Here is a 25000-nt window from a genome sequence, read left to right on the forward strand (position 1 = left end):
TTTCCTTTTGAGACTTAATTGAGTGAGACTGTTACCTGGTATCTATTGACTGTTTGCCATGCATCAGTGCCAACCGTTTATTAATTATATCGCTCTTGACGGAGCCTGCCGCAAGAGTGACATCTTGTGCACAAATAGGTTGCCCGGTATTTCTGTCCAGTAAGATAGTTTCTACCGGATTACCTGTACGGCGATCTGCGAGAACTACCGCAGGACCAAGTGGTGCAAAATGCTGATTACCCCACTGGAATAGTGCCGCCATCACTGGGAAAAAATCATTGCCACGCTCAGTCAGTAAATACTCATAGCGGGCAGGACGCGGATTATAGAGCCGCTTTTCAAGGATTCCACTTTCCACCAGATACTTTAGGCGGCGGGTGAGGATAGTGGGTGATAGCTGCAAACTTTGCTGAAATTCATCAAACCGCGTTAACCCCTGAAAGGCATCGCGGATGATTAATATGCTCCACCATTCGCCGACGCGTTCAAGAGAGCGGGCAACCGGGCAAGGCATGTCTTCAAGGCGGGTTCTTTGCATTCCATTCCTCACATCATTATTGTGGCTTTGGCTGAGCGTGGGCTGAAAATTAACATTCAACAGGTGACTACATTTATTGTAGTCACTTGGGTTAAAAAAAATGCCTCGTGGCATCATTATTATGGTGCAGGGGAGTAACTGCCCCTGCACAGGGATAACAGATATTAGAAAGTATTGGTGTCTTTAAACAGACCGACTTTCAAGTCGGTGGCAGTGTAAATCACTTTGCCATCAACCAAAACTTCACCGTCCGCGACACCCATAATTAATTTACGCATAATAACGCGTTTAAAATTAATACGATATGTTACTTTCTTGGCTTCAGGCAGTACCTGACCGGTGAATTTAACTTCACCGACACCCAGCGCGCGACCTTTGCCTTCGCCACCTAACCAGCCAAGATAGAACCCAACCAATTGCCACATAGCATCAAGGCCCAGGCAGCCTGGCATTACAGGATCACCGATAAAGTGGCAACCGAAGAACCATAGATCTGGATTGATATCCAGTTCCGCTTCCACATAACCTTTGCCATAGGTACCGCCGTCTTCTGTCATCTTGACGACACGGTCCATCATTAACATATTGCCTGCTGGCAATGGTGGTCCGCCAGCGCCAAACAGTTCGCCACGGCCTGATGCTTCAAGGTCTTCTTTTGTATAGGATTCGCGTTTATCTACCATGTTCTCAGTAAGCCTTATTTTAGTGAAGTGCGCAGAATAGCGTACACCTGTACGCTGAGCAAGTCCGATCAGCCCTGGTTGAACCAGTTTAGCCAGCGTAATGGCCAAGGCCAACGGTGTCTGTCCTGCGGATTAACCTGTGAGATTCGCTCTTGAATTATACCTAACAGGCTTGGTTGCTGCTCGTCGGCATACACCATGCCTGTCAATAACGGCAGTGCTTCAGCGGCGCTATCAACCGCCCAGAGATGGAACTGACCATTTTGTACCGCCTCAATCACTGCCTGATTCAGGCATAAATGACGGACATTGGTCGTCGGTAGAATCACCCCTTGAGTGCCCGTCAACCCGCGACGCTGACAAGCTTCGAAGAAGCCTTCGATCTTTTCATTTACGCCGCCAATAGGCTGCACATTACCAAACTGATCAACAGAGCCTGTGACCGCAATTTGCTGGTTGATCGGCTGCTGCGAAAGGGCACTGATCAAGGCGCAAAGCTCGGCCAGTGATGCGCTATCACCATCGACCTCACCATAGGATTGCTCAAAAACAATCGAAGCCGAGAAGGGTAGCGGCTGATCAAGTTCCAATTCTGAGATCAAGAATGCTTGCATAATCATCATGCCTTTAGCATGTAGATTACCGCCCAGTTCCGCTTTACGTTCAACGTCAACAAACTCGCCATCACCCAAGTGAACCACACAACTGATACGTGCAGGTTCGCCAAAAGCATAAGGGTGACCTGGGTATTCCAGTACCGACAAACCATTAATCTGACCGACGACTAACCCTTCGGTATCAACCAAAATTTGCCCTAGTTCAATCTCATCTTGCATCCGCTCAGCAAGATAACTATTGCGCCAATCACGGGCATTCAAGGCAATGTCCAGCGCATTGGCTGTAATTGACTCTTCTTCAGCATACAGCGCTGCTTCTGCCAACTGGCCAGTTAGCCATACTGGGCACAGCGGCAGACTGCCCTGATCACCGCTGTAGCGCACTGCCTGACGAAACAGAACTGGCCAGGCATCGGCAGATAAAGATGGCAACTGCTTTTCCTGCAATAACGCATTGATATAGCCACACCATAGGGTCATGCCATCGATATCGACCAGCGGCAGCTCGACTTCGAACTCGCCATAGATAGCCAATTCACCTAACTCGGGTTCCATATCGTGGAAATCGCCAAGGCCCAGACGGTCGCCAACGAGAATCAGGCGCAGATCCAGTGGCATCGAGGGAATGTGTACTGGCAGAGGGCGAGTTTCATCAGGTGACAACCAATCGAAGCGCTGCTGGACAATCATCTGTTTCAGACGCAGCCACATCAGTGGTTGAGCTTGTAATGCCCGTACTGACAGGATCAATATGCCGCCATTAGCCTGATGAACCAAGCCGGGTTGCAGACTGATTTGATCTTTATGCCATCTAACACAACCAAACAGTTGTTCTGGTTCTATCCATTCCTGATAGAGACAGCGTGAATGTGCCGCAAAAGGCTCGTCACCACGTTGTGCCGGCTGCCAGGTCACTAGATTGGTATCAATCTGATAATCGCCACCAAACACGGCAGAGGCTTCAGGTTGCAGCTCTTTAACTGCCTGCGCGATCAATGCCAGATACTCAGTACTCTCCTGTGCTTTAATCAGCATAAAACGCGGTTGAGATTGTGGATGACAAAATAGCGTCATGCCATTCTCTAACCGGGGCTGAATCGCCGAGAAAGAAACCGGCTCCAACTGGGAGGCAGTAGTAAATAACGCTTCATAGGGCGTTGCGTTCGGCAGCATTGACTGCCATTCAAGTCGGTTATTGGTCAAAGTAATAGATGCAATCGTCAAAAAGGGAAAGGGCGATTATACAAGAATAAAGCAGGCTGCATATACGTAGAGTGGCAGTTGGTAGCAAGGAGTAAGACATCGGCAGTATTCCGTACAAAAAACAAACTAATCATAGGCTTTTAGTAGGGTGAAATTCTGCGTAAAACTGTTATGCTTGACTTAAGTTACACGGTCACTAAAGAGCTCACGATGAAATATCAACAACTGGAAAATCTGGAAAGTGGTTGGAAATGGGCGTATTTGGTAAAAAAACACCGTGAAGGTGAAGCCATTACCCGCCACATTGAAAACAGTGCAGCTACAGACGCAGTAGAGCAATTGATGAAACTGGAAAGTGAACCAGTAAAGGTGCTGGAGTGGATTGACACTCATATGAACGTACAACTGGCGACGCGGATGAAGCAGACTATCCGCGCCAGACGTAAGCGCCATTTTAATGCTGAGCATCAGCATACGCGCAAAAAGTCGATCGATCTGGAATTTCTGGTTTGGCAGCGTTTGGCAGCTCTAGCCCGGCGCCGTGGCAATACTCTGTCAGATACAGTGGTGCAGTTAATTGAAGATGCTGAGCGTAAAGAGAAATATGCCAACCAGATGTCATCTTTGAAACAGGACTTACAGGATATTCTCGGTAAAGAGATTTAACCTGTCTTGGTATGAATTAGATAAAAGTTGATATTGATATAGAGCCATTAAGAAAAGAGATGTGGCTTGGTTTGTTATCATTGATGATAAAAAAAACCCCGCAATGCGGGGTTTTTTACGAAAGGAGTAAACTTAAGCCTGTGGCTGAGTTACAACTTCTTTGTAGCCTTTAACTTCGATCTCTACGCGACGATCTGGTGCCAGGCAATTGATCAGAGCAGCACGTGGTTTCACGTTGTCACAGGTGTTACCAGTAACTGGGTTTGCTTGACCTTCACCGCGAGCGGTGATTTTGTCAGCAGGGATACCTTTAGAAACCAGGTAATCACGCACGCTGTCAGCACGACGCTGAGACAGAACTAAGTTCGGTGCTGGTTGACCGATACGGTCAGCGAAGCCCAGAACAACTACAGAACCGTCTTTAGGATCGATAGAGCTCAGTTGTGCATACAGTTGGTCCAGAGCTTGCTGGCCTTCTGGTTTCAGAGTTGCTTTGTTGAAAGCGAACAGCACGTCAGATTTCAGTGTGAAACGCTTAGTGTCAACAACTGGAGCTGGAGCTGGAGCTGGAGCAACTACTGGCGCTACTGCATCTTCCTGACCGAAACGGTAAGAAACACCCAGGCTCAGCATGCCATTGTCTGGACGAGCACCAACGGTAGCTTTATCACCGATGTTGCTAACCCATTGGTATTCCATACGGGTTGCCCAGTTTTTGGTCCATGCATATTCTGCACCCAGCGCTACCAGTGGAGAAACACCGGTGTCATGGTTGCTAGCACGGCTATCAGTAGGAGCATCGTAAGCGCTAGAATCTACGCGCCAAACCAGACCACCCAGACGGGTGTACAGGTCCAAGTCCTGAGCAATTGGGTAGCTCAGTTTAGCAGCCAGCTGTACGCCTTGTGCTTTGAATGCGCCGTTATTTACGTCGCCTTTGTAAGGCATACGGCCAAGCCAGTCGTATCCCATTTCAAAGCCCAGGTATTGGTTTGCTTGGTAACCCAAGAACGCACCAGCACCCAGTTGGTCTTTATGGGTAGGACCGTCGTTGCCAACGTTGCCATAGATACCGCCAGTGCCAGTATCTTGATACTGGGACCAACCCAGTTTACCACCGGTGTACCAGGTGTTATCTTTCGGTGCGGCTTGCGCTACTGTAGCGAAACCAGCCAGTGCCACTGCTAATGCGATAGCTGTCTTTTTCATTTTACGCCTCGTTATCATCCAAATAGGCAATGAGCTTTAAAAAGCTAAGCCCTTGGTTAAAATTCTTCGCCAAGGTTTTAACGCTCCCGTTAATCACGCTGCCAGTATAATTTGGCGTTTTAGAGCAACCTTGGCGATGTAAAGTCTACAACGTGGCGAGAAAGTTACAAGTGTGATGTGATAAACCGCCTGAAAAAAAAGCGAAATAGTGCATTATCTTTAACGATTTAGCGGTAAAAACCCGCGTTTTCTAGACGTTATTTTCTGCTGCAAGCCGCATTCCGACTCGCTTTATGCCGGTTTTACAGGAGTAAGCGCTAAATATTGTAATAATTCATGGGATAAATCCTAAATTTACTTAATGATACAAAGAAGAATGAATTTTTAACGTTGCGCACTGTCCTTGGTTCAGTTTTATGTCATTCAACGGACGCATAACAAACCCATAAGCATTCCCTAACTTTGCTGCCAAACGTAATCTGATTCGATCATTTTCTGACAACTCCGGTAGCCAACCAAGAACGACACTGTAATTTCCCGTCAATAATGCCTTCTCCATTGCATCAACAGTCGACAATGGATTGATTTGCCGTAACTGAACGACTTTATCTATTGGTAAGCCTGAATGCTGTAACCATAAACGACTTAATTTCTGTTGTGGGGCCAGCCATAAAAGCCACCGAGACTGCTTACCAAGTTGTTGCAATAAAGGAAGCAATAACTGAGTTACCGCAGGCTGGTTTTCACTGTACACAAGTTCACTGATAAGGCCACTATCTGTTGGAGCATCAATTCTTTCCGGTGTTTCACGGCTAATAAGAGAATGATAATTAGCATTATAAGGTTTTAGTGATTGAGTACGCATTATGAACCTCGCCTGTAGTGTGCTGTATGCATATACAGTAGTCACTGTTTGTTCGAAGATCAACTAAATTTTTACAAGACGCTTCGCATAATTGTGATGTAAATCCGTGCAAATTCATTTTGTGTTTGGCTAGGTAATCCATATTGCGTATTTTTTAATTGGTTGTTCCTCTTACACTTATTGCAACTGGATAGGGACGTTGGATTGGATTTTTACTAAAGGAGTAGTTATGGAAAACGCATCAGAAAACAAAATCATGCAAGCACAGGATCGTTTCGATTTTTTAGGCAAGATCACAGTTCGTTCGCAATTTGGCGGCTATGGCCTATTGGCGAACGGCATTATGTTTGCGGTGATTTCGGACGGCGAACTGTATTTACGCGCTAATAATAAGATAGAAACGCTATTCCGCAGTCGGGGGATGAGTAACTTTGTCTACGCTAAACGCGGGTTACCGGTATTGCTGCGTTATTATTGGGTAGACTCTGCATTATGGAGTGATGAGTGCACACTGAGTCATTTTGCTACACGCGCTTATCAAGGGGCGAAAGCTGAGATTTTAAGCAAAAAAGGGTCAACAGTTCGTCTGAAAGATTTGCCGAATCTCAGTGCCAGCCTTGAACGACTATTGTGGAAAGCCGGCATCAAGAATGCGGCGGAACTGCGGCGTGAAGGGGCCAAATGCTGTTATCTGAAGTTACGTGCATTAAGGCGCTCACTCGGGGTTAATGTATTATTGGCGCTTGCTGGGGCGATAAGTGGCCACCATTATGCTGTGCTGCCTTTATTGATGCGTAGTGAACTTATTGAATGGTTTGAGATACACATCCGTTCGCCCAACATTACGCAGTTTGAAACAGCATAGCGGGGCCATCGGGAATGGCCCCAATCTTAATTAGTCTGGCTGATGTGCCTATTCAGTTCACTGAGTTCAGGTAACAGTTCAAGCAATAAACCTATTTGTTGTAAAACCAATTGGTCTTTGCTCTCCGGCTCAGGATTACAGTTCTGTAGCCGGGTAGATAAGCTGGCTAGCACCTGGGCCATTTTCGCGCTGTCAGGCTGCTCTTGCTCAAGTGTACCCTCGACATAACAAATCGCATCATTAAGCAGATTCAGGGTGGCGGTGTTGCTCAGTTTCTCTCGATGAGCACCCAGCGCGGATATATAGCTCAGCATCGTGTGATTCAGACAGAGCAATCGGAATGCTGCCTCCTGAGTTTCTTTGTCATTTTTGGGTTCGGCAGACATATTTGAGATCACTGAGGCTAACTCCGCGTCGCAATTATGTGCATCACGGCGGGCTATACGGTAGGGCAGGCTATTATCTTTGCCTTGATAGTATTGCACCAGAATTGCATCCAAATAGCGGCAGTTGGCATTCAGCGTTTTATGAACCACCGCAGGGAGGTGGCGGAACTTCCAATCCGGCCAGATAAAACTCACCGCTACCCAGGCGATGGCACAGCCTAGCAGGGTATCAAATACCCGAGGTGCGGCAACCTCAAATCCTTCCCCTAATAGGTTAAAACAGAGCAAAACCAGCAGGGTAATAAACATCGTTGCATGAGCATACTGAACATTACGGAAAGCAAAAAATAGCACCCCGGTAATGACAATAAGGATGAGTTGCCCCTCAATGGAAGGCACAAAATACAGGATAGGCAAACCAATAAGAATACCCGCTAGCGTGCCAATTATACGCAATGCAAGGCGGCGGCGCGTCGCATTATAGTTAGGTTGGCAGACAAAAAGACTGGTCAGTAGGATCCAATAGCCGTGGCGCATGCCTGTTAGTTGAATAAACGCATAACCGAGACATAGCACCACTGACATGCGAACTGCGTGGCGAAATAGTGCAGATTGTGGGGTGAGATGGCGGCTGATACGCAGCTTGATATCACTCCATCCGGTAATGTGGTCGTCAGACAAACGGCTCTCGGGCTGAGGGCCTTCGGCTAATACTTGTTCGGATTCAATTCCCGCCAATTGGGCATCAATAGCCCGTAAATTTCTCAGTAAGTGGGAAAGGGCTTTAACTTGCGGGATATTCTCGTTTTGCGCGAGTTCTCTGGCCAGTGCCGCATCTAAAAACGTAAAGGCTCGCTCGAAGCGAGGATCATGCTGATACTTTTGTCTCATCAGAATGGATTGCGAAAGTTGCAGGCAGGCTCTGGCTTGCATACTCAGTAAGCGCTGAAAGCGGAATAGCACGTCGCTGTAACGGAATTTCTCTCGTAGAACCTGATATTGGACATGTGACGAGCTGGCGCGTTCATGAATATCTTGTGCGACAAAATAGTAGTGAAGTGTCCGTCTGGTCCCACGCTGGCCCCGATCACCTTTCAAGCGAGTCACCAGTGAGGCTTTGGCCTGATTTAAGGTTGATACCAGTGTGCCGTTGGCCATCGCCACATCAATAAGAGGCTGGTCGACATCAGATTCGATATCAGGATCGAAGAGATTAGCTTTTGCTTCCAAATAGTGAGCAAGCTGCTGGTAGCAACGAGCTAGATTATCCTGCAAGGGGCGGATAGGGAAAATAAGGTGTCCGCACAAGGTCAGTACGTTATACCAAACAGCTCCGAGCAGCAGCAGTAGCGGCTGTTGGTACCAGATATGGTACATCGAGGTACCCAACATGGTGTAGATAGCAATTAGCAATGCGCCAAAGGCAATGGTTGCATAGCGTTGCCCCAAAGCCCCCAGCAGAATAAAACCACAGGTTGAAAAGGTCAGACCGAGGGCAAAAAACCAGGGATAAGGAAATAACAACTCTATCGATGCGGAGGCGACAAAAAAACAGATCAGCGTAATGAATAAATTGCGTAATCGCCCTGTCAGGCGGTCATCAAGATCAGTAAGTGCTGCCGCGACGACACCGAGTGTTAACGGAATTGTCAGTTTGGGCTGACCAATCCACCACGGAACCGCCGTTACTCCCGCCAACGCGATAAAAATACGGGCATGATAAAGCAGGCTACTATTGTAGACATAACGGCGTAAACCAGTGACGAAAGTGAGCACAAAAAACCTCTAAAACTGAAAATTCAGCGTTGCTGATATTGGCGTTGAGCGTTAGCCATTCTCGCTTGCTGTGCCATTTCGACTGAAACGACACGGCGGCCCACGGGCCACAAAGCAATAGCAGCAATTTTAAAATTGGCAATACCGACCGGGATACCAATGATGGTTATGCATTGCACAATCCCTGTGGCGATATGGGATAAACACAGCCACCAACCAAATAAAATGAACCAGACAATATTCAGTAACGAGCCGCCTGCAGTTATCAGAGCATTACTTTTTTCTGGGTATAATTCATTGACATGGATCGCCTCATTGCCATAAGGAAGAAATGATAATTTGGTAATTTCCCAGCAAGAGCGCGTTAATGGTAAGGTAAAAATCAGAACGACACTGACGACTGTGGCGAATAGCCAGCCCAGTGTGGTGAAGAAACCACCTAAAACAAAATTAAGAATATTCAGTACAGTACGCATAGTGATTTATCTGCCTAGCTGAATAAAAAAACCGCAACGCGGATGAGTGATAACAAACGCTAACCATTCTATATGAATAGGGCGGGTTAGTTTCCGTTGTCAACTATCGGATACCTGTTGTTTAAACTCAATTATTTTATTTACACTCCATTGTGTTATTTCAATTCACTTAATACGAGTAATGGCGCGCAGATATGGAACTTAAAGCGACATCTTTTGGCAAGCATTTGGCTCAGCACCCTTACAACCGGGTGCGCTTGCTCAATGCTGGCATCGAAGTATGCGGTGATAAACATCAGTACCTAATTCCTTTTAACCAGTTGGTTAACATTGAATGTAAGCGCGGTATTGTCTGGGGCGAACTGGAATTTGAATTGCCAGACCAACAAGTTGTCCGTTTACATGGCACCGAATGGCAGGAAACTCAACGTTTCTATCAACATTTACTGGGCATCTGGCAGCAATGGAGTGAAGAGATGAGCTTGGTTTGTGTTGAGGTTTTACATAAACAAGTGGAATCAATCAAGCGGATTGAGCAACAGGATAAATGGTTTAAACGCAGTGAGTTAGGACAGGTGCAGCACTCTATTCGCGAGGCTTTCGCCTCATTGCCAATACCGGTGCAGCGGTTGAACGAATTTGAGACCTGTCGTGCAGATTATGAGATCTGTTTGCGCTGGTTGCAGCAAGGTAGTCGCAGTGTAGAACGCCGGAATCAGCAATGGACCAACCGAATGTTGGAAGAGCATCAAGATTTCTTCCAAAGTGTAGAAACCTCCCCTCTGAATGAATCGCAAAGCCGGGCGGTGGTTAATGGCGAAGACTCGGTATTAGTTCTGGCAGGTGCCGGCAGTGGTAAAACATCGGTGCTGGTAGCCCGTGCCGGTTGGTTGTTACGCCGTAATGAAGCATTACCGGAGCAGATTTTACTGCTCGCATTTGGCCGTCAGGCGGCTGATGAGATGAATCATCGCATTAAGCAACGGTTAGCTGTGGATGATATTCAGGCTAAAACCTTCCATGCACTGGCATTGCAGATTATCCAGCAAGGCAGCCGTAAAACACCACTAATCAGTAAATTAGAATCAGACAGCCAGGCCAGAAGATCGTTATTGATTAAGAATTGGCAACAGCAGTGTAGTGAGAAAAAAGCGCAGGCAAAAGGGTGGCGTGAATGGCTAACTGATGAGCTTGAGTGGGAGGTTGATGAGGGTGAGTTTTGGCAAGATAAACGTTTAGCAGCCAGATTGGCGGGGCGGCTGGAGCGTTGGGTAGGGCTGATGCGAATGCACGGTGGTAGTCAAGCCGAAATGATTGAGCAGGCCGATGAAGAAGTGCGTGATCTCTTCCAGAAACGTATACGGTTAATGGCACCGTTATTGAAAGCGTGGAAAACGGCGTTGAAAGAAGAAGGTGCGGTTGATTTCTCCGGCTTGATTCATCAGGCAGTTAACTTACTGGATAAAGGGCGTTTTGTTAGTCCGTGGAAGCATATTTTGGTGGATGAGTTTCAGGATATCTCACCGCAACGCGCTATGCTGCTGGCAGCACTGCGCAAACAAAATAAGCAAACCTGTTTATTTGCGGTGGGTGATGATTGGCAGGCGATTTATCGGTTTAGTGGCGCGCAGCTCTCGCTCACTACAGCTTTTAGCCAGTACTTCGGTGAAGGGGCTGAATGTGCCTTGGATACCATTTACCGCTTTAATGATAGGATCGGTGAAATTGCGAACCGGTTTATTCAGCAAAACCCACATCAATTGAAAAAGCCACTTAACAGCTTGAGTAAAGGTAACAAAAAGTCAGTCATCATTTTACCGGACCAACAGCTTGACACCTTGCTGGATAAATTAAGCGGTTTTGTTAAGGATGATGAGCGCATTTTGATTTTGGCCCGCTATCACCATTTACGGCCTGAGATTTTGCAAAAAGCGGCAACTCGCTGGCCAAAACTGACGATTGATTTTATGACTATTCATGCCAGTAAAGGGCAGCAAGCCGACTATGTGATTATTGCAGGGCTGCATGAAGGTAATGATGGTTTTCCGGCAGTAGCGCGGGAATCAATTGTGGAAGATGTGCTGTTACCGGCACCGGAAGATTTCCCAGATGCGGAGGAGCGGCGTTTATTATATGTCGCAATGACTCGTGCGAAGCACCAGGTCTGGTTACTGCAAGATACAGCAAAACCCTCTATTTTTGTTAAGCAACTTAGCGAGTTAGGTGTTCCTGTTCAGCGTAAACCTTAACGGAGCTATCGCATACATTACGCCCGGTGGTTGTGGCACCGGGCGTAATGCTTATTGCAGTCGCTGTTTTAAGTAATGATCATAATCAGGGATTGCGATGGTAACTTCGCTGCTAAACAAGTTAGAACCAATTAAGAAGTCTGCGGTCGAGCGGTTGGTGGCGACAGGTATATTCCAGACTGTTGCCAGACGTAGTAGGGCTTTCACATCGGGATCATGCGGCACAGCATTCAGTGGGTCCCAGAAGAAAATCAAAATATCGATTTTTTTCTCTGATATCAGCGCACCCACTTCTTGATCTCCCCCCATCGGACCACTTAGTAAACAGTTAACGTCAATGCCGGTGGCTTTTTGTACCAGGTTTCCGGTGGTACCTGTGGCATAAAGTTCGTGCTGGGACAGCAGTTGTTTATTTTCCATAACCCATTCGAGCAGCGATTTTTTGCAGTGATCGTGGGAAACAAGGGCAATATGCTTGCGTACCGCAATAGTGCGGGTAGTCAGTTCCATCAAGATATCCTTCAATAAATGCTAGCGGTTTGCTAACAGATTACTGAAACGGAGATTTTGTGCATAGCGGTAACGCAAAGAAATGCGAGGAAACAAGCATAACCTGATGTTTAAGAACCGCCTTATCGTAAACGGATCATTTGCCCGGTTGCTTTTTAGCCCAGAGTAGGAAGCGTTGTTGAGTTTCGGCGTTGGCTTGCAGGAACCAATATTGCAGCATCTGTTCGGCAACATTTTCCCCTTGCAGGCTGGTGGTATTCTGCGCGGTATTTGTCCCTGCCACGGCAATAGTGGTCCCCGGCACCGCACTCACAGTTGACGGTGGAATGGTGGCAAAAGAGGGAACTGAAGCACTAAATTGGCCAACATTATAACTGGCCATTGCAGTTTCAAGTGTGCTGGCAGTGTTGAGATTGTCCTGATGTAATACATCGTGGCGCACAGATAATGGGCGGCCATTATCTCCAATAAGCTGATATACCGGGTTTTTAGAAAACTTATGCCCATCTCGTTCGGTATCAATGACCGGTAATTTTATGGCGACTGAACGAACATTGCGGGTATTAAACACCACCACTAATGGCGGAGAGGCATACAACACTTTCGGATCGGCTGGCAGTGGTTTAGCCACTTTGAACAGAATTTGATGCTGACCGCTGTTTAATTCCAAGCTATCGGCTCCTTTTAGCAAGGATCCTGACATATTTTTCCCATCGACCACCAACAGGTCAATTTCCGGCGCGAGTTTTAAGGTCGTGGCGATAGCTGAAGCACTACAGCAAACGGCCAAAATCCCTACGACCACCAGACCAAATTTCATGTGCTGCTCCTGAGGGTGATATCCGCGTACATTGTCAGACAGGCTAGATTATGTGTCAAAGTCTTTCCGTTCGCCCACATTTATTTACTTTTTGAAATGATCAGTATAAATATAACGTTTTTATCCTGATGAATTATAAGGATAAAGCCGGCACTCTAACAGTAATTACTGCGACATCTCTTAAACCAAATCAATCTGACCGCATTTATGATCCATTTTCCCCATGATGTACACTTAGAGGATCGCCTAATATTGGTAGTATCCCTCCGGGTGCACATGGATTGGGATATTCTTTTAGCGCATCAGAGGAACTGAAAAATGCACGATAAAGATATTGCTGACATTCTCCAACAGGTAAAAACAATTGCATTAGTCGGGGCGAGTGATAACCCATCGCGGCCAAGTTATGGTGTTATGGCTTATCTGCTACAGCAGGGGTATCAAGTCACGCCTGTTAGCCCTAAATTGGCGGGGAAATCATTATTGGGTCAGCAGGCATATGCAGAACTGGCGGATATTCCTCATGCTATCGATATGGTGGATGTTTTCCGTAATGCCGAGGCTGCATACGGCGTTGCGCAAGATGCTATTGCTATCGGCGCCAAGGTTCTGTGGTTACAAATTGGTGTTATTAATGAGTTGGCGGCTACCTTGGCGGCAGATGCGGGAATAAAGGTGGTGATGGACCGTTGTCCGAAGATTGAAATACCGCGCCTGGGATTAGAAAAACAGTGATACGCGACGTTGCTAATTTTGGCGATAAAAAACCCGGTACTAAGCGCCGGGTTTTATCGATAAATCTCAAGATTTAGTTGCGTAGACGCGGAGCCTGTAGCTGATGGCGGATGGACGCCGCCAGTTCATCCAATGAAGGTTGCTCTGGGTGAGCATCCATATCTTCATAGGTTAGTTGCGCTTCAGCTAGATAGGTGTGTATCGGTTGCCCCTCATCATCCTCAATAACCACGTGATACCAAGGTGACGAACGCAACATAGCGTTGTTTGCAACCTCATCAGGTTCCGGTGGCTCGAGAGAATATTCAGGATCGATATCAATCACTACACCCAAATAGCCGTGTAGGCTGTGGCGGACCTGCTGCCCAATACCAAATTTGCTGGCAATCATGATAACCTCCTGAGAAACATTACTCTGCCTTCTATATGAGGGCAGTGTAGGGCATTTCAAGTCATACTATCCGGCACGCGAACCCTTTCAGGTACAGACCTTCTGGATATGTCGCGATAACCGGGTGATCCGCTGCCTGACGGAACTGTTCTATAAATTGTATATCATGCCCTGCATCTAACGCAGCATCGGCCAAAATTTTCTGGAATAAATCTGTTGGCATCAAACCAGAGCAGGAGAAACTTAACAAGATCCCGCCTGGGCGCAATAATTGTATCGCTAACATATTAATATCTTTGTAGCCACGACACGCACTTGCCAACTGACTTTTGTTCTCCACAAACTTCGGTGGGTCCATAATGATCATGTCAAACTTTTCCCCTTGCGTGCGGTAGTTACGCAGCAATTGGAACACATCATCCCGAATGAATTCGGTTTTGCTCAAATCCAACTGGTTGAGTTCAATGTTTTGTTTGGCTATATCCAGTACAGCTTGTGACGTATCAACGCTGATAACTTGCTTACAATTTCCCATCAGCGCTGCGACAGCAAAGGCACCGGTATAAGAGAAACAGTTCAGAACACGGCGACCATCGGCGTAGTTACGCGCCGCCAGGCGGCTATCGCGCTGATCTAAATAAAATCCTGTTTTATGGCCGTGCTGAATATCAACCAACAGTTGCATGCCGTTTTCGGTTATTGGCAGCAGGTCAGGCGGCATTTCACCACTGATTGTACCTTGCGTCAGAGGTAAGCCTTCTTTTTTACGTACGGAAACATCGGAGCGGTCATAAATAGAGCATTCTGGGTAACAATGTTGTAAGGCACTAACCAGCGTTTCCCGCTGATATTCAGCGCCGGCCGACAGTAACTGCAATACCAGAAAGTTCTGGAAGCGGTCTATGGTGATACCCGGCAGACCATCAGACTCACCGGCGATCAGGCGATAGCCGTTCAAACCATCACGCTTTGCCAGCCAATCACGCCAGCTCTGCGCTTGCTGTAGACGGCGGATGAAGAACTCGCGGTCAATAACTTCATCTTGTTGGAACGTCCAGACTCGTGCCAAAATTTGTGATTCAGGAGAGTAGGCGGCACGGGCCAGCCATTTACCCTGGCTATCAAGGATATCGAGGGTTTCACCGGGCAGGGCACTCCCCTCAAGGCGTTGAACGGCCCCAGAGAAGATCCACGGATGGCGACGAAGTAAGGACTTTTCACGTCCTTTGGCAAGAATCAGGCTTACGGTCATAATTAAGTTGCTGCCAGCTAGGTAAAAAAGAGCAGTATTGTCGGAGTATGAGCCGGAAAATGCAAATTATCACGTAGATGAGGAGTCTATATGCCAAAAGTATGCACTGCCGCCTATGTTTATGGCGTTGTTCAGGGCGTGGGTTTCCGCTATAGCACGCAACGTCAGGCACAAGCGCTGGGTGTGACGGGTTACGCTAAAAATTGTGATGATGGCAGTGTGGAAGTGGTGGCTTACGGCGAGCAACATGCGGTTGAACACCTGCTTGAGTGGATTAAGCAGGGGGGGCCACGCGGTGCGCGGGTGGATCGCCTGCTGACGGAACCTTATCCGAGCACCGCGTTTGAAAAATTTAACATCCGCTATTAACTCACGAGCAGTACCAGAACACAGCTATCCGTCGTTAAATACTGTTATCTGTCGTTAAATACACTTAACGGGTTTGGGTAATCCTGCAATTTTGGTTGCTTGCTTTGCTGGCCCTTTGGGGAATAAACGATACAGATATCGGCTATTACCTTTCTCTTCACCATACTTTTGTGCCATGGCCTTTACCAGCATGCGGATTGCAGGTGATGTATTGAATTCTTGATAAAATGCACGCACAAAGCGCACCACTTCCCAATGTGGTTCAGTGAGTATAATCCCTTCCTGTTCAGCCAGTATGGGCGCTAAAGCCTCGCTCCAGTCCGTGCTATTTTTCAGATAACCTTGTGCATCGGTATCAATAACCTGGCCTTTAAACTCCAACATACAACCTCGGTAATTCAATCAATGAAACGGCCGCTAATTTAGCAAATATTTGCCACTACCCCAAAGAAGTCTCTGCTGTTATTTGGTGAGGTGCCATCTGTGCGAGAGTAAATAAACCGGCTGCTGTACGCCTAATGGCCAGTTAGCATAAGGGATGACGATAAATTCAGCACTCGACAATCAGCTAGCGGATTTTTTGGTCAATTAAGCACAAACAGGCTTTACAAGCGGCAGAGCTCTGTTTATAGTTCGGCTCGTTGCGGAGGGGTGGCCGAGTGGCTGAAGGCAACGGTCTTGAAAACCGTCGACGGGTAACCGTTCGAGAGTTCGAATCTCTCCTCCTCCGCCATCATTTCTCTTTATCCTCTTGTTTTTCCCCCAGTTACTTATCCCAAACAAAATTATTCAGTATGCCGTCTGGTATGCCGTATCCCGTGTGAATCGCCCCATTAGCGAGAATACTGATTAACCATCAACTCAGATTCAGTATGGGAACCGTGGAATGAACGGGTTTTATGGCGAAAAGTACCACCACATATCACTAACGTAATCTCTTTATTGCTGGAAAGTGCCCAGGCAGCCGGCAGATTATTGGTCAGTACCGTTATTCCATCTTGTTTTGCCGGCTCTTGCGCAACATTTAATGTGGTACTGCCACTGTCGAGAATGATGGAATCCCCTGGTTGCACCATTTTTGCAGCCCGGATAGCGATCCGGCATTTGAGATCGATAGCAAATAAAATAGCAATTCGAAATAAATCGAAAGTTATGATGCAAGTGATACTCGCTTGCCTGATTGTGTTGTGGTTGCTGGTTACCTATATCTTGGCGGTTGAAGTGAGTTGTGAAACTGGTAGCCCTTATATTTACGTAGCGAGGAGCTCTAATGGTCTTGGTATACCTACAAAGAGGTATATGATTGACTTTTATGTAAAAATTGATCGATGAGATGCTTTTTTTTTGAGCTGGTTCATAAAAGCGAATACCCACACAAAAATTGTTTGATCTAAAACAAGCATTCTTACTACTACAAATCATTTGCTGCAAATCCTCCTTACTATCTGCCTAACCCACAGGGTGATATCAGTCATGCTTCGCCTCCTGGCTCGCTATTTCTCACCTGATTGCGGGTTTAAAAATAAAAAAACCATCTGGTGCGGGCACTGATAGCGTCCGGTATGGAAAAACACACTGGAGTAAATATTGTGAGCAAATTTATAAGACAGGTGTTGGTAGGGATAATGGCTCTTTTGGCAATAGGCGCGGTATTTTCTTTGTCGGCGGCACCTACGCCGCCGATTGAGGCCCGCAACGATAAATTCGCTGAACAGCATGTTGACCAATTCACCTCATGGCTGAAAACCAAAGAGAGTGGGCCACGAGAAGATGCGCTGGCGGATGACCCCAATTTGGTGATCCTTTGGGCCGGATATCCGTTTGCCAAAGATTATAACAAACCTCGTGGGCACTATTATGCTGTCACTGATGTGCGGGAAACCTTACGTACCGCAGCACCGAAGACCGCAGAGGATGGCCCCTTGCCGATGGCCTGCTGGAGCTGTAAAAGCCCGGATGTTGCCCGCTTGATCAATGAACAAGGTGAAGAAGGGTATTTCAAAGGGACTTGGGCCAGAGGTGGCCCGGAAGTCGTCAATCAGTTGGGGTGTGCCGATTGCCATAATACCGCTTCTGCTGATTTTGCTGCCGGGAAGCCAGCTTTAGTCCTCTCCCGGCCCTATGCTGAGCGTGCTTTGCAATCTATCAATAAACCTTTCGAACATGCCAGCCGCTTGGATCAACAATCCATGGTGTGCAGCCAGTGCCATGTTGAGTACCACTTCGCCGGTAAAGATAAAGCGGTGAAATTCCCATGGGATCAAGGCACGGATGTGGCGTCAATGGAGAAGTATTACGATGAAATCGCTTTCTCCGATTGGGTTCATCCGCTGTCAAAAACCCCGATGTTGAAAGCCCAACATCCTGAGTATGAAACCTGGCGTGCGGGGATCCACGGTAAAAACAATGTCAGTTGTATCGATTGCCATATGCCGAAAATCCAAAATGCGGCAGGTAAGGTGTATACCGACCACCAGATCCGCAACCCGTTTGATAGCTTTGAAACTACCTGTGTTAACTGCCATACCCAGGATAAAAAAACCTTGCAAGATATTGTTGCTGAACGCAAAGCCAGCATTCAGGAGTTAAAACTGAATGTTGAGAAACAACTGGTTCACGCGCATTACGAGGCAAAAGCTGCTTGGGATGCCGGGGCAACCGAGCAAGAAATGCAACCTATTCTGCAAGATATCCGCCATGCCCAATGGCGCTGGGATTATGCCATTGCTTCCCACGGTATTCATATGCATGCACCGGATGTTGGTCTGCGTGTATTGGGGGGCGCGTTGAATAAAGCTGCCGATGCCCGCACCAAACTTGCACGTCTGCTGGCGACAAAAGGGATTAGCCACGAAATTCCGCTGCCGGATATTTCGACCAAACTCAATGCCCAGAAAGCGCTGGGAATGGATATGGATAAGCTGAACCGCGAGAAGCAGGAGTTTCTGCAACAAGTGGTACCAGCCTGGGATGATCAAGCCAGAAAAGCGGGCCGGTTGAGCCAGTAAGAGGCGTTCCGGTGTGACAATACGCTCACCGGATCTATTCCAGAGACAAACGGCCCCAGATTGGGGCCATAGCAAAGGTGGAATAACTATGCGCGTTTTACGTTCATTCGGTTCAGCCGCGCTGCTGGTAGTGTTGATTCTGTGCACGCTGCCCACTCTCGCCACAACACCGAACACGACGGCGAAAATGCCCGCGTTGCGCCATATTGTTGAGCCGCAGCGCAACCCGGATGCTGCTTGCATCCAATGTCATAAAGAACAAAAAGATGAGTTGCATGGCAAACATGCTGGCGCGGTAAATCCGAATACGCAGTTGGCCTTAACCTGTACCAACTGCCATGGGCAGGCATCGGTGCTGCACCGTAATGGTATTAAAGATGTGATGCGTTTTAACCGCGATATGTTTAATGCCGATAAAGCGATGTACAGCGTCTCACAACAAAACAGTGTCTGCATGAGCTGCCATCTGCCGGAGAAATTACGCGAGGCGTTCTGGCCCCATGATGTGCACATGTTGAAGCTTTCTTGTGTCAGTTGTCATCAGTTGCATCCTAAAACCGACCCGATGCATGGCCTTGACGATAAAGGGCGGGTCAAACTCTGTGTTGACTGTCATCGCCGTCAGCAGGAGCTGATATCGAAGGAAACACCATGAATACGAACCGTCGTCACTTTATCGCCAGTATGGGGGCGCTGATTTTCCTGACCGGTTCTGCTGGACGTTCACTGGCACTCAGCGGCACTGTTGATGGCATTCGTTACGGGATGCTACATGATGAAACCCGTTGTATTGGTTGCACGGCCTGTATGGATGCTTGCCGTGAGGTTAATCATGTACCCGCTGGGGTCTCACGGTTAAACATCATCCGTAGCCAACCGGTCGGTGAGTTTCCTGCCGTAAAATATCAGTTCTATCGTCACTCCTGCCAGCATTGCGATAAGGCACCCTGTGTCGATGTGTGCCCAACCGGAGCCTCGTATCGCGATAGCGGGACTGGGATTGTTGATGTCGATCCCGACCTCTGCGTAGGGTGCCAGTACTGTATCGCCGCCTGTCCGTACCGGGTGCGCTTTATCCATCCGGTGACGAAAACTGCCGATAAATGCGATTTTTGTCGGAAAACTAATCTAAAGCAGGGTAAACAGCCCGCCTGTGTCTTGTCGTGCCCAACCAAGGCACTCACCTTTGGCAATTTGGACGACCCTAACAGTGAACTGGTGAAATTATTGCATCAGCGCACTGTGTATCGCGCCAAGTTACATCTTGGGACACAACCGAAATTGTATCGTGTTCCCTTTCAGTATGGGGAGATAACCGGATGAATCCTGAACTGAATACCCCGTTTCACTTTGCCTCGTTAGTGTGGGATTGGCCGATAGCCATCTATCTGTTTTTGATAGGAGTATCGGCGGGCATGGTGGTAGTTAGCCTATTGGTTAAGCAACGGGTTCTGGGCGGTGAGGCGGCGCGCAGTGGGTTAGTTAAATCGACCGCTATGATGGCGCCCTTAGCGGTGATTATGGGGTTGTTTATTTTGATACTGCACCTTACCCGGCCGTGGACTTTCTGGAAGCTGATGTTTTTCTACAGTACCAGCTCGGTGATGTCATTGGGTGTCATGCTGTTTCAAATTTATATGGTGGTGCTGTTGGTCTGGCTGGCGGTGATATTTCGCCACGGGCTGACGGCGTTATTACAGCCTTACCGCAAATTGAATTGGGTTGGCACGGTACTGCATAAACTGGCACCGATTGAACGCAAGTTGGAACCATTGATGATGTTTCTGGCTGTGGCGTTGGGGGCATATACCGGCTTCCTGTTATCGGCCCTGAAGAGTTACCCCTTGTTGAATAATCCGGTATTGCCGGTGTTATTTCTGTTCTCCGGCGTTTCTTCGGGTATTGCCGCCATGGTGTTGTGCGCAGTGACCTTTTTTAAAGAACCCATAGATAGCCCGGCACTGGCATTTGTTCATCGGCTGGAAAAACCGGTGGTGTGGTTGGAGCTATTTCTGCTGCTAGCATTCTTCACCGGGCTGTGGTTCGGCGGTGGTCAGAAAGAAGTCGCGGTCGCTGTCGCGTTGGGCGGTGGTTTTTGGGCCGCGATGTTTTGGTTCTGGGTTATCGGTTGCGGCATGGTGCTGCCATTAGTTTTAAACCGTTTTTGTAGCCATGGAATGCGCCATCGGGTTTCATTTCTAGTGACGGTATCCGGCTTGAGTTTGTTTGGCGTATTGGTTTTACGTTTCTTTATTCTTTATGCCGGTCAGATGACGGTTGTGTGAGGAGGCGAACCGGTGATGGGTGAAAATGTATGGTAGGTGAGTTGGGGCTGTTGTCACTGTTGGTGGCTGCGTCATTGGCGCTGCTGCTCACTGGTGTGCCTATTATTGCTCTCCATGGGCGGCGATTGGCTTTGTTGTATTGGTTACCGTCGTTCAGTTACGCCGTGACCTTATTCATTACATTGGCACTGTTGTTACTGGGTTGGTGCTTTGTTAGCGATGATTTTTCTCTGCTTTATGTAGCACAACACGGTAATAGCCAGCTCCCTCTATTTTATAAGGTTGCGGCAATCTGGGGCGGGCATGAAGGCTCCTTGTTGTTTATGCTGTTTGCTCTGAGCCTGTGGAGTTCCGCGTTGACGCTTTTTCGCCGTCATTTTCCGCTGCGTTTTTTTGCTCGCGCGTTGGCAGTGATGGGGGGGCTACTGCTTATCCTGAGCGTTTTTATCCTCTTTTTCTCCAATCCTTTTGAGCGATTGTTCCCTACGTTGGCGCAGGGGCGTGATTTAAATCCAATGTTGCAGGATCTGGCGCTGATATTTCATCCACCCTTGTTGTATCTGGGGTATAGCGGTTTTGCCGTTAGTTTTGCTTTTGCCGTTTCGGCGTTGCTTGCAGGCCGCAATGGCAACAATAGTGTGCACTACTGCCGTCCCTGGGTATTGGCTGCCTGGAGTTTTCTCACGTTTGGCATTTTGTTGGGGGCATGGTGGGCATACAGCGAATTGGGGTGGGGCGGCTGGTGGTTCTGGGACCCGGTTGAAAATGCGTCATTACTGCCATGGCTCACCGCAACTGCACTGTTACATGTTCTGGCTGTTATTGAGAAACGGGGCTTATATCATCATTGGGGCATTTTGCTGTCGCTGGTGACATTTCAACTCTGCTTGTTAGGCACTTTTATCGTGCGCTCTGGGGTGTTGACCTCAGTTCACGCTTTTGCTGTTGATACGGCGCGCGGTGAGGCTTTACTGGCGCTGTTTGGCATGGTGACGTTGAGTTCATTGACGCTATTTGCCCTGCGGGTGCGGGGCAACAATCGCTCTGCTGCTTTCAACCTCTTCTCACTGGAGTCATTACTGCTGGCGGCAATGGTGCTGCTAAGCATTGCTGCGGTAACCGTATTGATTGGCACATTGTATCCATTAATTGTCAGTGTGCTGGGGTTAGGATCACTGTCTGTTGGTGCGCCCTATTTTAATCAAACCCTGACACCTTTTGTGCTGCTGTTGCTATTGCTGATGGGCATAACGCCGTTTGCCGATTGGCGGCAAAGCCGCAAAATCAATGGCTGGCGTCTTGTCGTACCTGCTGTATTAGCTATCTCCGGTGGGGTGCTCGGTTTAGGTCTATTCGAATCACCGTGGCAGGTGGGGATGCTGATAGGTGTCACTCTGGCCCTCTGGACGTTGTTCGCGCCATTATTTGCGCCAAAGATACGTGGCTATTTATGGTTGATACACGGTGGCGTTGCGGTCAGCCTGCTGGGAATGCTGTTTGCTTCATATTACACCGTCGAGCAGGGGCGACGTATGGCACCAGGCAGTCAGGTCACGCTGGCGGGTTATCAGTTTACCTATCGTCAAACTGAATTAGTGATCGGCCCAAACTATACCAGTGAGCAGGCGCATATTGTGGTCAGCCAGAATGGGCAAGCGTTAACCACATTGTTACCGGAGCGGCGGCACTATACAGCGCGGGGAATGTTGATGATAGAGCCGGCGATAGCCAGTAGCCCCCTGGCCGACTTTTATGTGGTTCTGGGGGATAGTTTGGGCGCGGGGGAGTATAGCGTACGTTTGTCCCATAAACCGATGGTCAGCTGGATTTGGGGGGGCGCACTGATGATGGTAGTTGGTGGTTTATTGGCGCTATGGCGCAGAATCCACCCTGTTAGCGACCTCGCGGGGGATAAATGAAACAACGTTGGCCTTGGTTGATTGTCCCTCTGGTTGCCTTACTGCTGGGCTGCTTGCTTTATAGCGGCTTAACGCGGGATCCGCATCGTATCGAGTTGGCCGAGCAAGACCTGCCGTTTCCCGCTTTTTCTTTATCCGAATTGCAACAGCCCGGGCAGAACATAACGCGAGAGCAACTGTTGGGTAAGGTGACGGTGATTAATGTATGGGCCAGTTGGTGTGCCAGTTGTAAGCAAGAGCTCGCCCTACTGGGGCAGATAGCTGGGACGCTGCATGGTGTGCAGTTCTATGGTCTGAATTACCGCGATGACCGTCAGGCGGCGTTAAATACTCTGCGGCGCTACAGCAATCCTTATCAGAAGAACCTTTATGACCCGCATGGCACATTAGCACTGGCGATGGGGGTATATGGTACACCTGAGACCTGGCTAATTGATGCAAATGGCATTATTCGCCAGCGCTATGCTGGTGAAATGACGACAGAGATATGGCAACAACAGTTTATGCCGCTACTGGCGCAATGGGCGAGGGTGGGAACCCCATGAAAGTTTTATTCCTGATGTTATCACTGGTTTTTTCATCTGGTGTTGCGGCTGATCTGGTGGATACCTATCATTTTAGTTCGCCGCAACATCAGCAACAAGCATTGGCATTGGCGCAGGAGTTGCGTTGTCCCCAATGCCAAAATCAGAACTTGCTGGAGTCGACCTCGCCGATAGCGCAAGACTTGCGATTAGAGGTCTATCAGTTGGTAGAAGCAGGACACAGCTCTCAGGAGATAATGGCCGTAATGACCCAGCGCTATGGGGACTTTGTTCTGTATCGTCCTCCGTTGCGCAGTGCCACACTGGTGCTATGGTTTGGGCCTGGGGTGTTGCTGGTCTGCGTGTTAGGTGGGTTGATTTTTAGGATACGCCGGCAATCTGTCTCAGGTGTGAGAGGGCCGCGATAATGGTGCTATCGATAGGGCTGGCGATACTGGTGCTGTTGGTGGTAGTGAGTTTGTGGTGGCCGTGGCTGGTGCAATATGGTCGGTTGAGCTGGCGCTGGCCGCTGGGCTTCAGCCTGGTGGTGCTGATTCTAATTATGTTGGGATACCGGCAACTGGGCCATTATACCGCCGTGCAGCAAGAGGCTTTGCGGCTACAGGAAGCCCAGCGGTTGAATAATATGCTCGATAAGCAGAGCAGTGATCCCACGCTATCTCGGTTACAACAACGTATTCGTTTGGCTCCCGATAAGGGGGATGGATGGTACAGTTTAGCTCAACATTATTTATATCGTAACGAATTTGAGGATGCATTGATCGCCTTGCAGCAGGCTGAACGTTTGCAGGGGGCCAGTGCCCGCTTTGATGCTGCACGAGCGACGGTGTTCTATTACCGGTCAGGGCAAAAAATGACGGGTGATGTGACGTACTGGTTACAGCAGGCTTTGACTAAAGATCCCATGCAATATACTGCGCTAATGCTGCAAGCCGCTGATAACTTTACCCATGATAGATACGCGCAGGCCATCGCTATTTGGCAGCAGTTATTGGAAAGTGGTAACCCACAGGTTGATCGTGCGGTGATTATCCGTGCTATTACATTAGCTCGGGTGATGCAGCAGGCTGAATGATAGACAAAAAAAACCCTTACCAATCTCATTTGGTAAGGGATGCCAATTCGGCCAACACCAGGGAAAACATTATAACCGTTTATTAATCATACAATTAATTCGGGTTAGTGATATGACTTAAGTCAAGTTTATCAAAATTATATAAATAAGGTTAATGTTTATATGTATTAGGAATCATTTATTAATCGCAAGGAGCATGGATTTACTGCACACATTGATTATTTGTATGATTTTTAAACGATGAGAAGGGGGCGGGGCGATATTATGGCCATCTGAATGTAAATGCATCCAGATGGCTAGGCAGAGCAGGTCTTGTGGGACTAAAAGTCCCCTGGTGTTGGCGAAAATATATTCTTTTTTGACTAACTTTCTTAGCGTCTGTGCGCTAATATATTAGTTCTATAATATCTAAAACTAATTATTTAAAGCAAAAACAGTCTAATAAACATAGGGCTATAATAATAGCTAGCCTTAAGTCTAGTTTGGAAAACTATCCTTTAGTCTAGGTTGTTTATTCATATAATGTTAGCCGGGCGTTTGTGAGGAAACTCTGTAAGT

At 47.9% G+C, this 25000-nt stretch carries 26 protein-coding genes and 1 tRNA gene; 14 read left to right on the forward strand and 13 right to left on the reverse strand.

Features of this window, described 5'->3' with window-relative positions; translation table 11 throughout:
• Positions 1 to 31 precede the first annotated feature (31 nt).
• The 3 genes from V1953_RS07885 to V1953_RS07895 form a co-directional block, all read right to left on the reverse strand.
• Positions 32 to 538, reverse strand: a complete 507-nt coding sequence (locus tag V1953_RS07885) for a winged helix-turn-helix transcriptional regulator (RefSeq protein ID WP_083158466.1) — start codon at positions 536 to 538, stop codon at positions 32 to 34.
• Between the two features lie 164 nt (positions 539 to 702).
• Positions 703 to 1221 carry a bifunctional 3-hydroxydecanoyl-ACP dehydratase/trans-2-decenoyl-ACP isomerase gene (gene fabA / locus V1953_RS07890; protein WP_083158467.1) on the reverse strand — a complete coding sequence of 173 codons (519 nt, stop codon included), beginning with the start codon at positions 1219 to 1221 and terminating at the stop codon, positions 703 to 705.
• A gap of 68 nt (positions 1222 to 1289) precedes the next feature.
• A complete protein-coding gene (locus V1953_RS07895) occupies positions 1290 to 3041 on the reverse strand; it encodes an AAA family ATPase (protein ID WP_193784635.1) in 1752 nt (583 codons plus the stop codon).
• Positions 3042 to 3251: 210 nt separating this feature from the next.
• Between V1953_RS07895 and matP the strand changes: the two genes are divergently transcribed.
• Positions 3252 to 3707, forward strand: a complete 456-nt coding sequence (gene matP / locus V1953_RS07900) for a macrodomain Ter protein MatP (protein ID WP_083158469.1) — start codon at positions 3252 to 3254, stop codon at positions 3705 to 3707.
• A gap of 132 nt (positions 3708 to 3839) precedes the next feature.
• Here matP and ompA read toward each other — a convergent pair whose 3' ends face one another.
• Both ompA and sulA read right to left on the reverse strand, forming a co-directional pair.
• Positions 3840 to 4916, reverse strand: a complete 1077-nt coding sequence (gene ompA / locus V1953_RS07905) for a porin OmpA (RefSeq protein WP_083158470.1) — start codon at positions 4914 to 4916, stop codon at positions 3840 to 3842.
• 358 nt (positions 4917 to 5274) lie between these two features.
• Entirely contained in the window at positions 5275 to 5781 is a 507-nt protein-coding gene (sulA, locus tag V1953_RS07910; RefSeq protein WP_442850814.1) for an SOS-induced cell division inhibitor SulA, read from the reverse strand.
• Positions 5782 to 6010: 229 nt separating this feature from the next.
• Between sulA and V1953_RS07915 the strand changes: the two genes are divergently transcribed.
• Positions 6011 to 6646, forward strand: a complete 636-nt coding sequence (locus tag V1953_RS07915; RefSeq protein ID WP_442820787.1) for a TfoX/Sxy family DNA transformation protein — start codon at positions 6011 to 6013, stop codon at positions 6644 to 6646.
• A gap of 26 nt (positions 6647 to 6672) precedes the next feature.
• On the opposite strand, the gene yccS is transcribed toward V1953_RS07915, so the two are convergent.
• Together yccS and V1953_RS07925 are read right to left on the reverse strand one after the other, a co-directional pair.
• Complete coding sequence (gene yccS / locus V1953_RS07920) at positions 6673 to 8808, reverse strand: YccS family putative transporter (RefSeq protein WP_083158473.1); 2136 nt, start codon at positions 8806 to 8808, stop codon at positions 6673 to 6675.
• Between the two features lie 23 nt (positions 8809 to 8831).
• Positions 8832 to 9284 (reverse strand): YccF domain-containing protein, encoded by a 453-nt coding sequence (locus V1953_RS07925; protein ID WP_083158474.1) that lies wholly within the window; start codon positions 9282 to 9284, stop codon positions 8832 to 8834.
• Positions 9285 to 9478: 194 nt separating this feature from the next.
• Between V1953_RS07925 and helD the strand changes: the two genes are divergently transcribed.
• Positions 9479 to 11533 carry a DNA helicase IV gene (gene helD, locus V1953_RS07930; protein WP_442850815.1) on the forward strand — a complete coding sequence of 685 codons (2055 nt, stop codon included), beginning with the start codon at positions 9479 to 9481 and terminating at the stop codon, positions 11531 to 11533.
• Positions 11534 to 11584: 51 nt separating this feature from the next.
• Here helD and V1953_RS07935 read toward each other — a convergent pair whose 3' ends face one another.
• Both V1953_RS07935 and V1953_RS07940 read right to left on the reverse strand, forming a co-directional pair.
• Entirely contained in the window at positions 11585 to 12043 is a 459-nt protein-coding gene (locus V1953_RS07935) for a methylglyoxal synthase (protein WP_083158476.1), read from the reverse strand.
• A 136-nt stretch (positions 12044 to 12179) separates the two neighbouring features.
• Positions 12180 to 12863, reverse strand: a complete 684-nt coding sequence (locus V1953_RS07940) for a DUF2057 family protein (protein ID WP_193784636.1) — start codon at positions 12861 to 12863, stop codon at positions 12180 to 12182.
• Positions 12864 to 13181: 318 nt separating this feature from the next.
• Between V1953_RS07940 and V1953_RS07945 the strand changes: the two genes are divergently transcribed.
• Positions 13182 to 13598: a CoA-binding protein gene (locus V1953_RS07945; RefSeq protein WP_083158477.1), complete on the forward strand. Its 417-nt coding sequence runs from the start codon at positions 13182 to 13184 to the stop codon at positions 13596 to 13598.
• 73 nt (positions 13599 to 13671) lie between these two features.
• Here the strand turns inward: V1953_RS07945 and hspQ are convergent, their stop codons facing one another.
• Both hspQ and rlmI read right to left on the reverse strand, forming a co-directional pair.
• Positions 13672 to 13989, reverse strand: coding sequence for a heat shock protein HspQ (gene hspQ / locus V1953_RS07950; protein WP_083158478.1), 318 nt, complete (start codon positions 13987 to 13989; stop codon positions 13672 to 13674).
• A 61-nt stretch (positions 13990 to 14050) separates the two neighbouring features.
• On the reverse strand, positions 14051 to 15241 hold the full coding sequence (rlmI, locus tag V1953_RS07955) for a 23S rRNA (cytosine(1962)-C(5))-methyltransferase RlmI (protein ID WP_083158479.1): 1191 nt from the start codon (positions 15239 to 15241) through the stop codon (positions 14051 to 14053).
• Between the two features lie 90 nt (positions 15242 to 15331).
• Here rlmI and yccX point away from each other — a divergent pair, with 90 nt between their 5' ends.
• A complete protein-coding gene (yccX, locus tag V1953_RS07960) occupies positions 15332 to 15610 on the forward strand; it encodes an acylphosphatase (protein WP_083158480.1) in 279 nt (92 codons plus the stop codon).
• A 54-nt stretch (positions 15611 to 15664) separates the two neighbouring features.
• On the opposite strand, the gene tusE is transcribed toward yccX, so the two are convergent.
• The gene (tusE, locus tag V1953_RS07965) at positions 15665 to 15994 is read right to left on the reverse strand and encodes a sulfurtransferase TusE (protein WP_083158481.1); all 330 of its coding nucleotides are present in this window, start codon (positions 15992 to 15994) and stop codon (positions 15665 to 15667) included.
• Positions 15995 to 16255: 261 nt separating this feature from the next.
• Between tusE and V1953_RS07970 the strand changes: the two genes are divergently transcribed.
• Positions 16256 to 16343, forward strand: a tRNA-Ser gene (locus V1953_RS07970).
• 100 nt (positions 16344 to 16443) lie between these two features.
• Here the strand turns inward: V1953_RS07970 and V1953_RS07975 are convergent.
• Entirely contained in the window at positions 16444 to 16791 is a 348-nt protein-coding gene (locus V1953_RS07975) for a hypothetical protein (protein WP_442821433.1), read from the reverse strand.
• Between the two features lie 444 nt (positions 16792 to 17235).
• On the opposite strand from V1953_RS07975, the gene nrfA reads away from it, so the two are divergent.
• The 8 genes from nrfA (at position 17236) to V1953_RS08015 (ending at position 24442) form a co-directional block, all read left to right on the forward strand.
• Entirely contained in the window at positions 17236 to 18618 is a 1383-nt protein-coding gene (nrfA, locus tag V1953_RS07980) for an ammonia-forming nitrite reductase cytochrome c552 subunit (RefSeq protein WP_083158483.1), read from the forward strand.
• A gap of 88 nt (positions 18619 to 18706) precedes the next feature.
• Positions 18707 to 19273: a cytochrome c nitrite reductase pentaheme subunit gene (gene nrfB / locus V1953_RS07985; protein ID WP_083158484.1), complete on the forward strand. Its 567-nt coding sequence runs from the start codon at positions 18707 to 18709 to the stop codon at positions 19271 to 19273.
• Complete coding sequence (nrfC, locus tag V1953_RS07990; RefSeq protein WP_442850816.1) at positions 19270 to 19941, forward strand: cytochrome c nitrite reductase Fe-S protein; 672 nt, start codon at positions 19270 to 19272, stop codon at positions 19939 to 19941. The genes nrfB and nrfC overlap by 4 nt, the downstream gene beginning before the upstream one ends.
• Positions 19938 to 20903, forward strand: coding sequence for a cytochrome c nitrite reductase subunit NrfD (nrfD, locus tag V1953_RS07995; RefSeq protein ID WP_083158486.1), 966 nt, complete (start codon positions 19938 to 19940; stop codon positions 20901 to 20903). The genes nrfC and nrfD overlap by 4 nt, the downstream gene beginning before the upstream one ends.
• 29 nt (positions 20904 to 20932) lie before the next feature.
• A complete protein-coding gene (locus V1953_RS08000) occupies positions 20933 to 22822 on the forward strand; it encodes a heme lyase CcmF/NrfE family subunit (RefSeq protein ID WP_442850817.1) in 1890 nt (629 codons plus the stop codon).
• Positions 22819 to 23367, forward strand: a complete 549-nt coding sequence (locus tag V1953_RS08005; RefSeq protein WP_083158487.1) for a DsbE family thiol:disulfide interchange protein — start codon at positions 22819 to 22821, stop codon at positions 23365 to 23367. Before V1953_RS08000 ends, V1953_RS08005 begins: the two co-directional genes overlap by 4 nt.
• Entirely contained in the window at positions 23364 to 23774 is a 411-nt protein-coding gene (gene nrfF / locus V1953_RS08010) for a heme lyase NrfEFG subunit NrfF (RefSeq protein ID WP_083158488.1), read from the forward strand. Before V1953_RS08005 ends, nrfF begins: the two co-directional genes overlap by 4 nt.
• Positions 23774 to 24442, forward strand: a complete 669-nt coding sequence (locus tag V1953_RS08015) for a TPR domain-containing protein (RefSeq protein ID WP_083158489.1) — start codon at positions 23774 to 23776, stop codon at positions 24440 to 24442. Before nrfF ends, V1953_RS08015 begins: the two co-directional genes overlap by 1 nt.
• Positions 24443 to 25000 lie beyond the last annotated feature (558 nt).

This window comes from Yersinia sp. 2541 StPb PI, from assembly GCF_052217145.1.
In the GTDB taxonomy this organism is placed as follows: Bacteria; Pseudomonadota; Gammaproteobacteria; order Enterobacterales; family Enterobacteriaceae; genus Yersinia; species Yersinia enterocolitica_E.

Excerpts from the sequence above, each read along its gene's own strand:
- V1953_RS07885 (WP_083158466.1), bottom strand. The coding sequence starts at position 538 with ATGCAAAGAACCCGCCTTGAAGACATGCCTTGCCCGGTTGCCCGCTCT.
- fabA (WP_083158467.1), bottom strand. The coding sequence starts at position 1,221 with ATGGTAGATAAACGCGAATCCTATACAAAAGAAGACCTTGAAGCATCA.
- matP (WP_083158469.1), top strand. The coding sequence starts at position 3,252 with ATGAAATATCAACAACTGGAAAATCTGGAAAGTGGTTGGAAATGGGCG.
- ompA (WP_083158470.1), bottom strand. The coding sequence starts at position 4,916 with ATGAAAAAGACAGCTATCGCATTAGCAGTGGCACTGGCTGGTTTCGCT.
- sulA (WP_442850814.1), bottom strand. The coding sequence starts at position 5,781 with ATGCGTACTCAATCACTAAAACCTTATAATGCTAATTATCATTCTCTT.
- V1953_RS07915 (WP_442820787.1), top strand. The coding sequence starts at position 6,011 with ATGGAAAACGCATCAGAAAACAAAATCATGCAAGCACAGGATCGTTTC.
- V1953_RS07925 (WP_083158474.1), bottom strand. The coding sequence starts at position 9,284 with ATGCGTACTGTACTGAATATTCTTAATTTTGTTTTAGGTGGTTTCTTC.
- helD (WP_442850815.1), top strand. The coding sequence starts at position 9,479 with ATGGAACTTAAAGCGACATCTTTTGGCAAGCATTTGGCTCAGCACCCT.
- V1953_RS07935 (WP_083158476.1), bottom strand. The coding sequence starts at position 12,043 with ATGGAACTGACTACCCGCACTATTGCGGTACGCAAGCATATTGCCCTT.
- V1953_RS07940 (WP_193784636.1), bottom strand. The coding sequence starts at position 12,863 with ATGAAATTTGGTCTGGTGGTCGTAGGGATTTTGGCCGTTTGCTGTAGT.
- V1953_RS07945 (WP_083158477.1), top strand. The coding sequence starts at position 13,182 with ATGCACGATAAAGATATTGCTGACATTCTCCAACAGGTAAAAACAATT.
- hspQ (WP_083158478.1), bottom strand. The coding sequence starts at position 13,989 with ATGATTGCCAGCAAATTTGGTATTGGGCAGCAGGTCCGCCACAGCCTA.
- rlmI (WP_083158479.1), bottom strand. The coding sequence starts at position 15,241 with ATGACCGTAAGCCTGATTCTTGCCAAAGGACGTGAAAAGTCCTTACTT.
- yccX (WP_083158480.1), top strand. The coding sequence starts at position 15,332 with ATGCCAAAAGTATGCACTGCCGCCTATGTTTATGGCGTTGTTCAGGGC.
- tusE (WP_083158481.1), bottom strand. The coding sequence starts at position 15,994 with ATGTTGGAGTTTAAAGGCCAGGTTATTGATACCGATGCACAAGGTTAT.
- nrfA (WP_083158483.1), top strand. The coding sequence starts at position 17,236 with ATGGCTCTTTTGGCAATAGGCGCGGTATTTTCTTTGTCGGCGGCACCT.
- nrfB (WP_083158484.1), top strand. The coding sequence starts at position 18,707 with ATGCGCGTTTTACGTTCATTCGGTTCAGCCGCGCTGCTGGTAGTGTTG.
- nrfC (WP_442850816.1), top strand. The coding sequence starts at position 19,270 with ATGAATACGAACCGTCGTCACTTTATCGCCAGTATGGGGGCGCTGATT.
- nrfD (WP_083158486.1), top strand. The coding sequence starts at position 19,938 with ATGAATCCTGAACTGAATACCCCGTTTCACTTTGCCTCGTTAGTGTGG.
- V1953_RS08000 (WP_442850817.1), top strand. The coding sequence starts at position 20,933 with ATGGTAGGTGAGTTGGGGCTGTTGTCACTGTTGGTGGCTGCGTCATTG.
- V1953_RS08005 (WP_083158487.1), top strand. The coding sequence starts at position 22,819 with ATGAAACAACGTTGGCCTTGGTTGATTGTCCCTCTGGTTGCCTTACTG.
- nrfF (WP_083158488.1), top strand. The coding sequence starts at position 23,364 with ATGAAAGTTTTATTCCTGATGTTATCACTGGTTTTTTCATCTGGTGTT.
- V1953_RS08015 (WP_083158489.1), top strand. The coding sequence starts at position 23,774 with ATGGTGCTATCGATAGGGCTGGCGATACTGGTGCTGTTGGTGGTAGTG.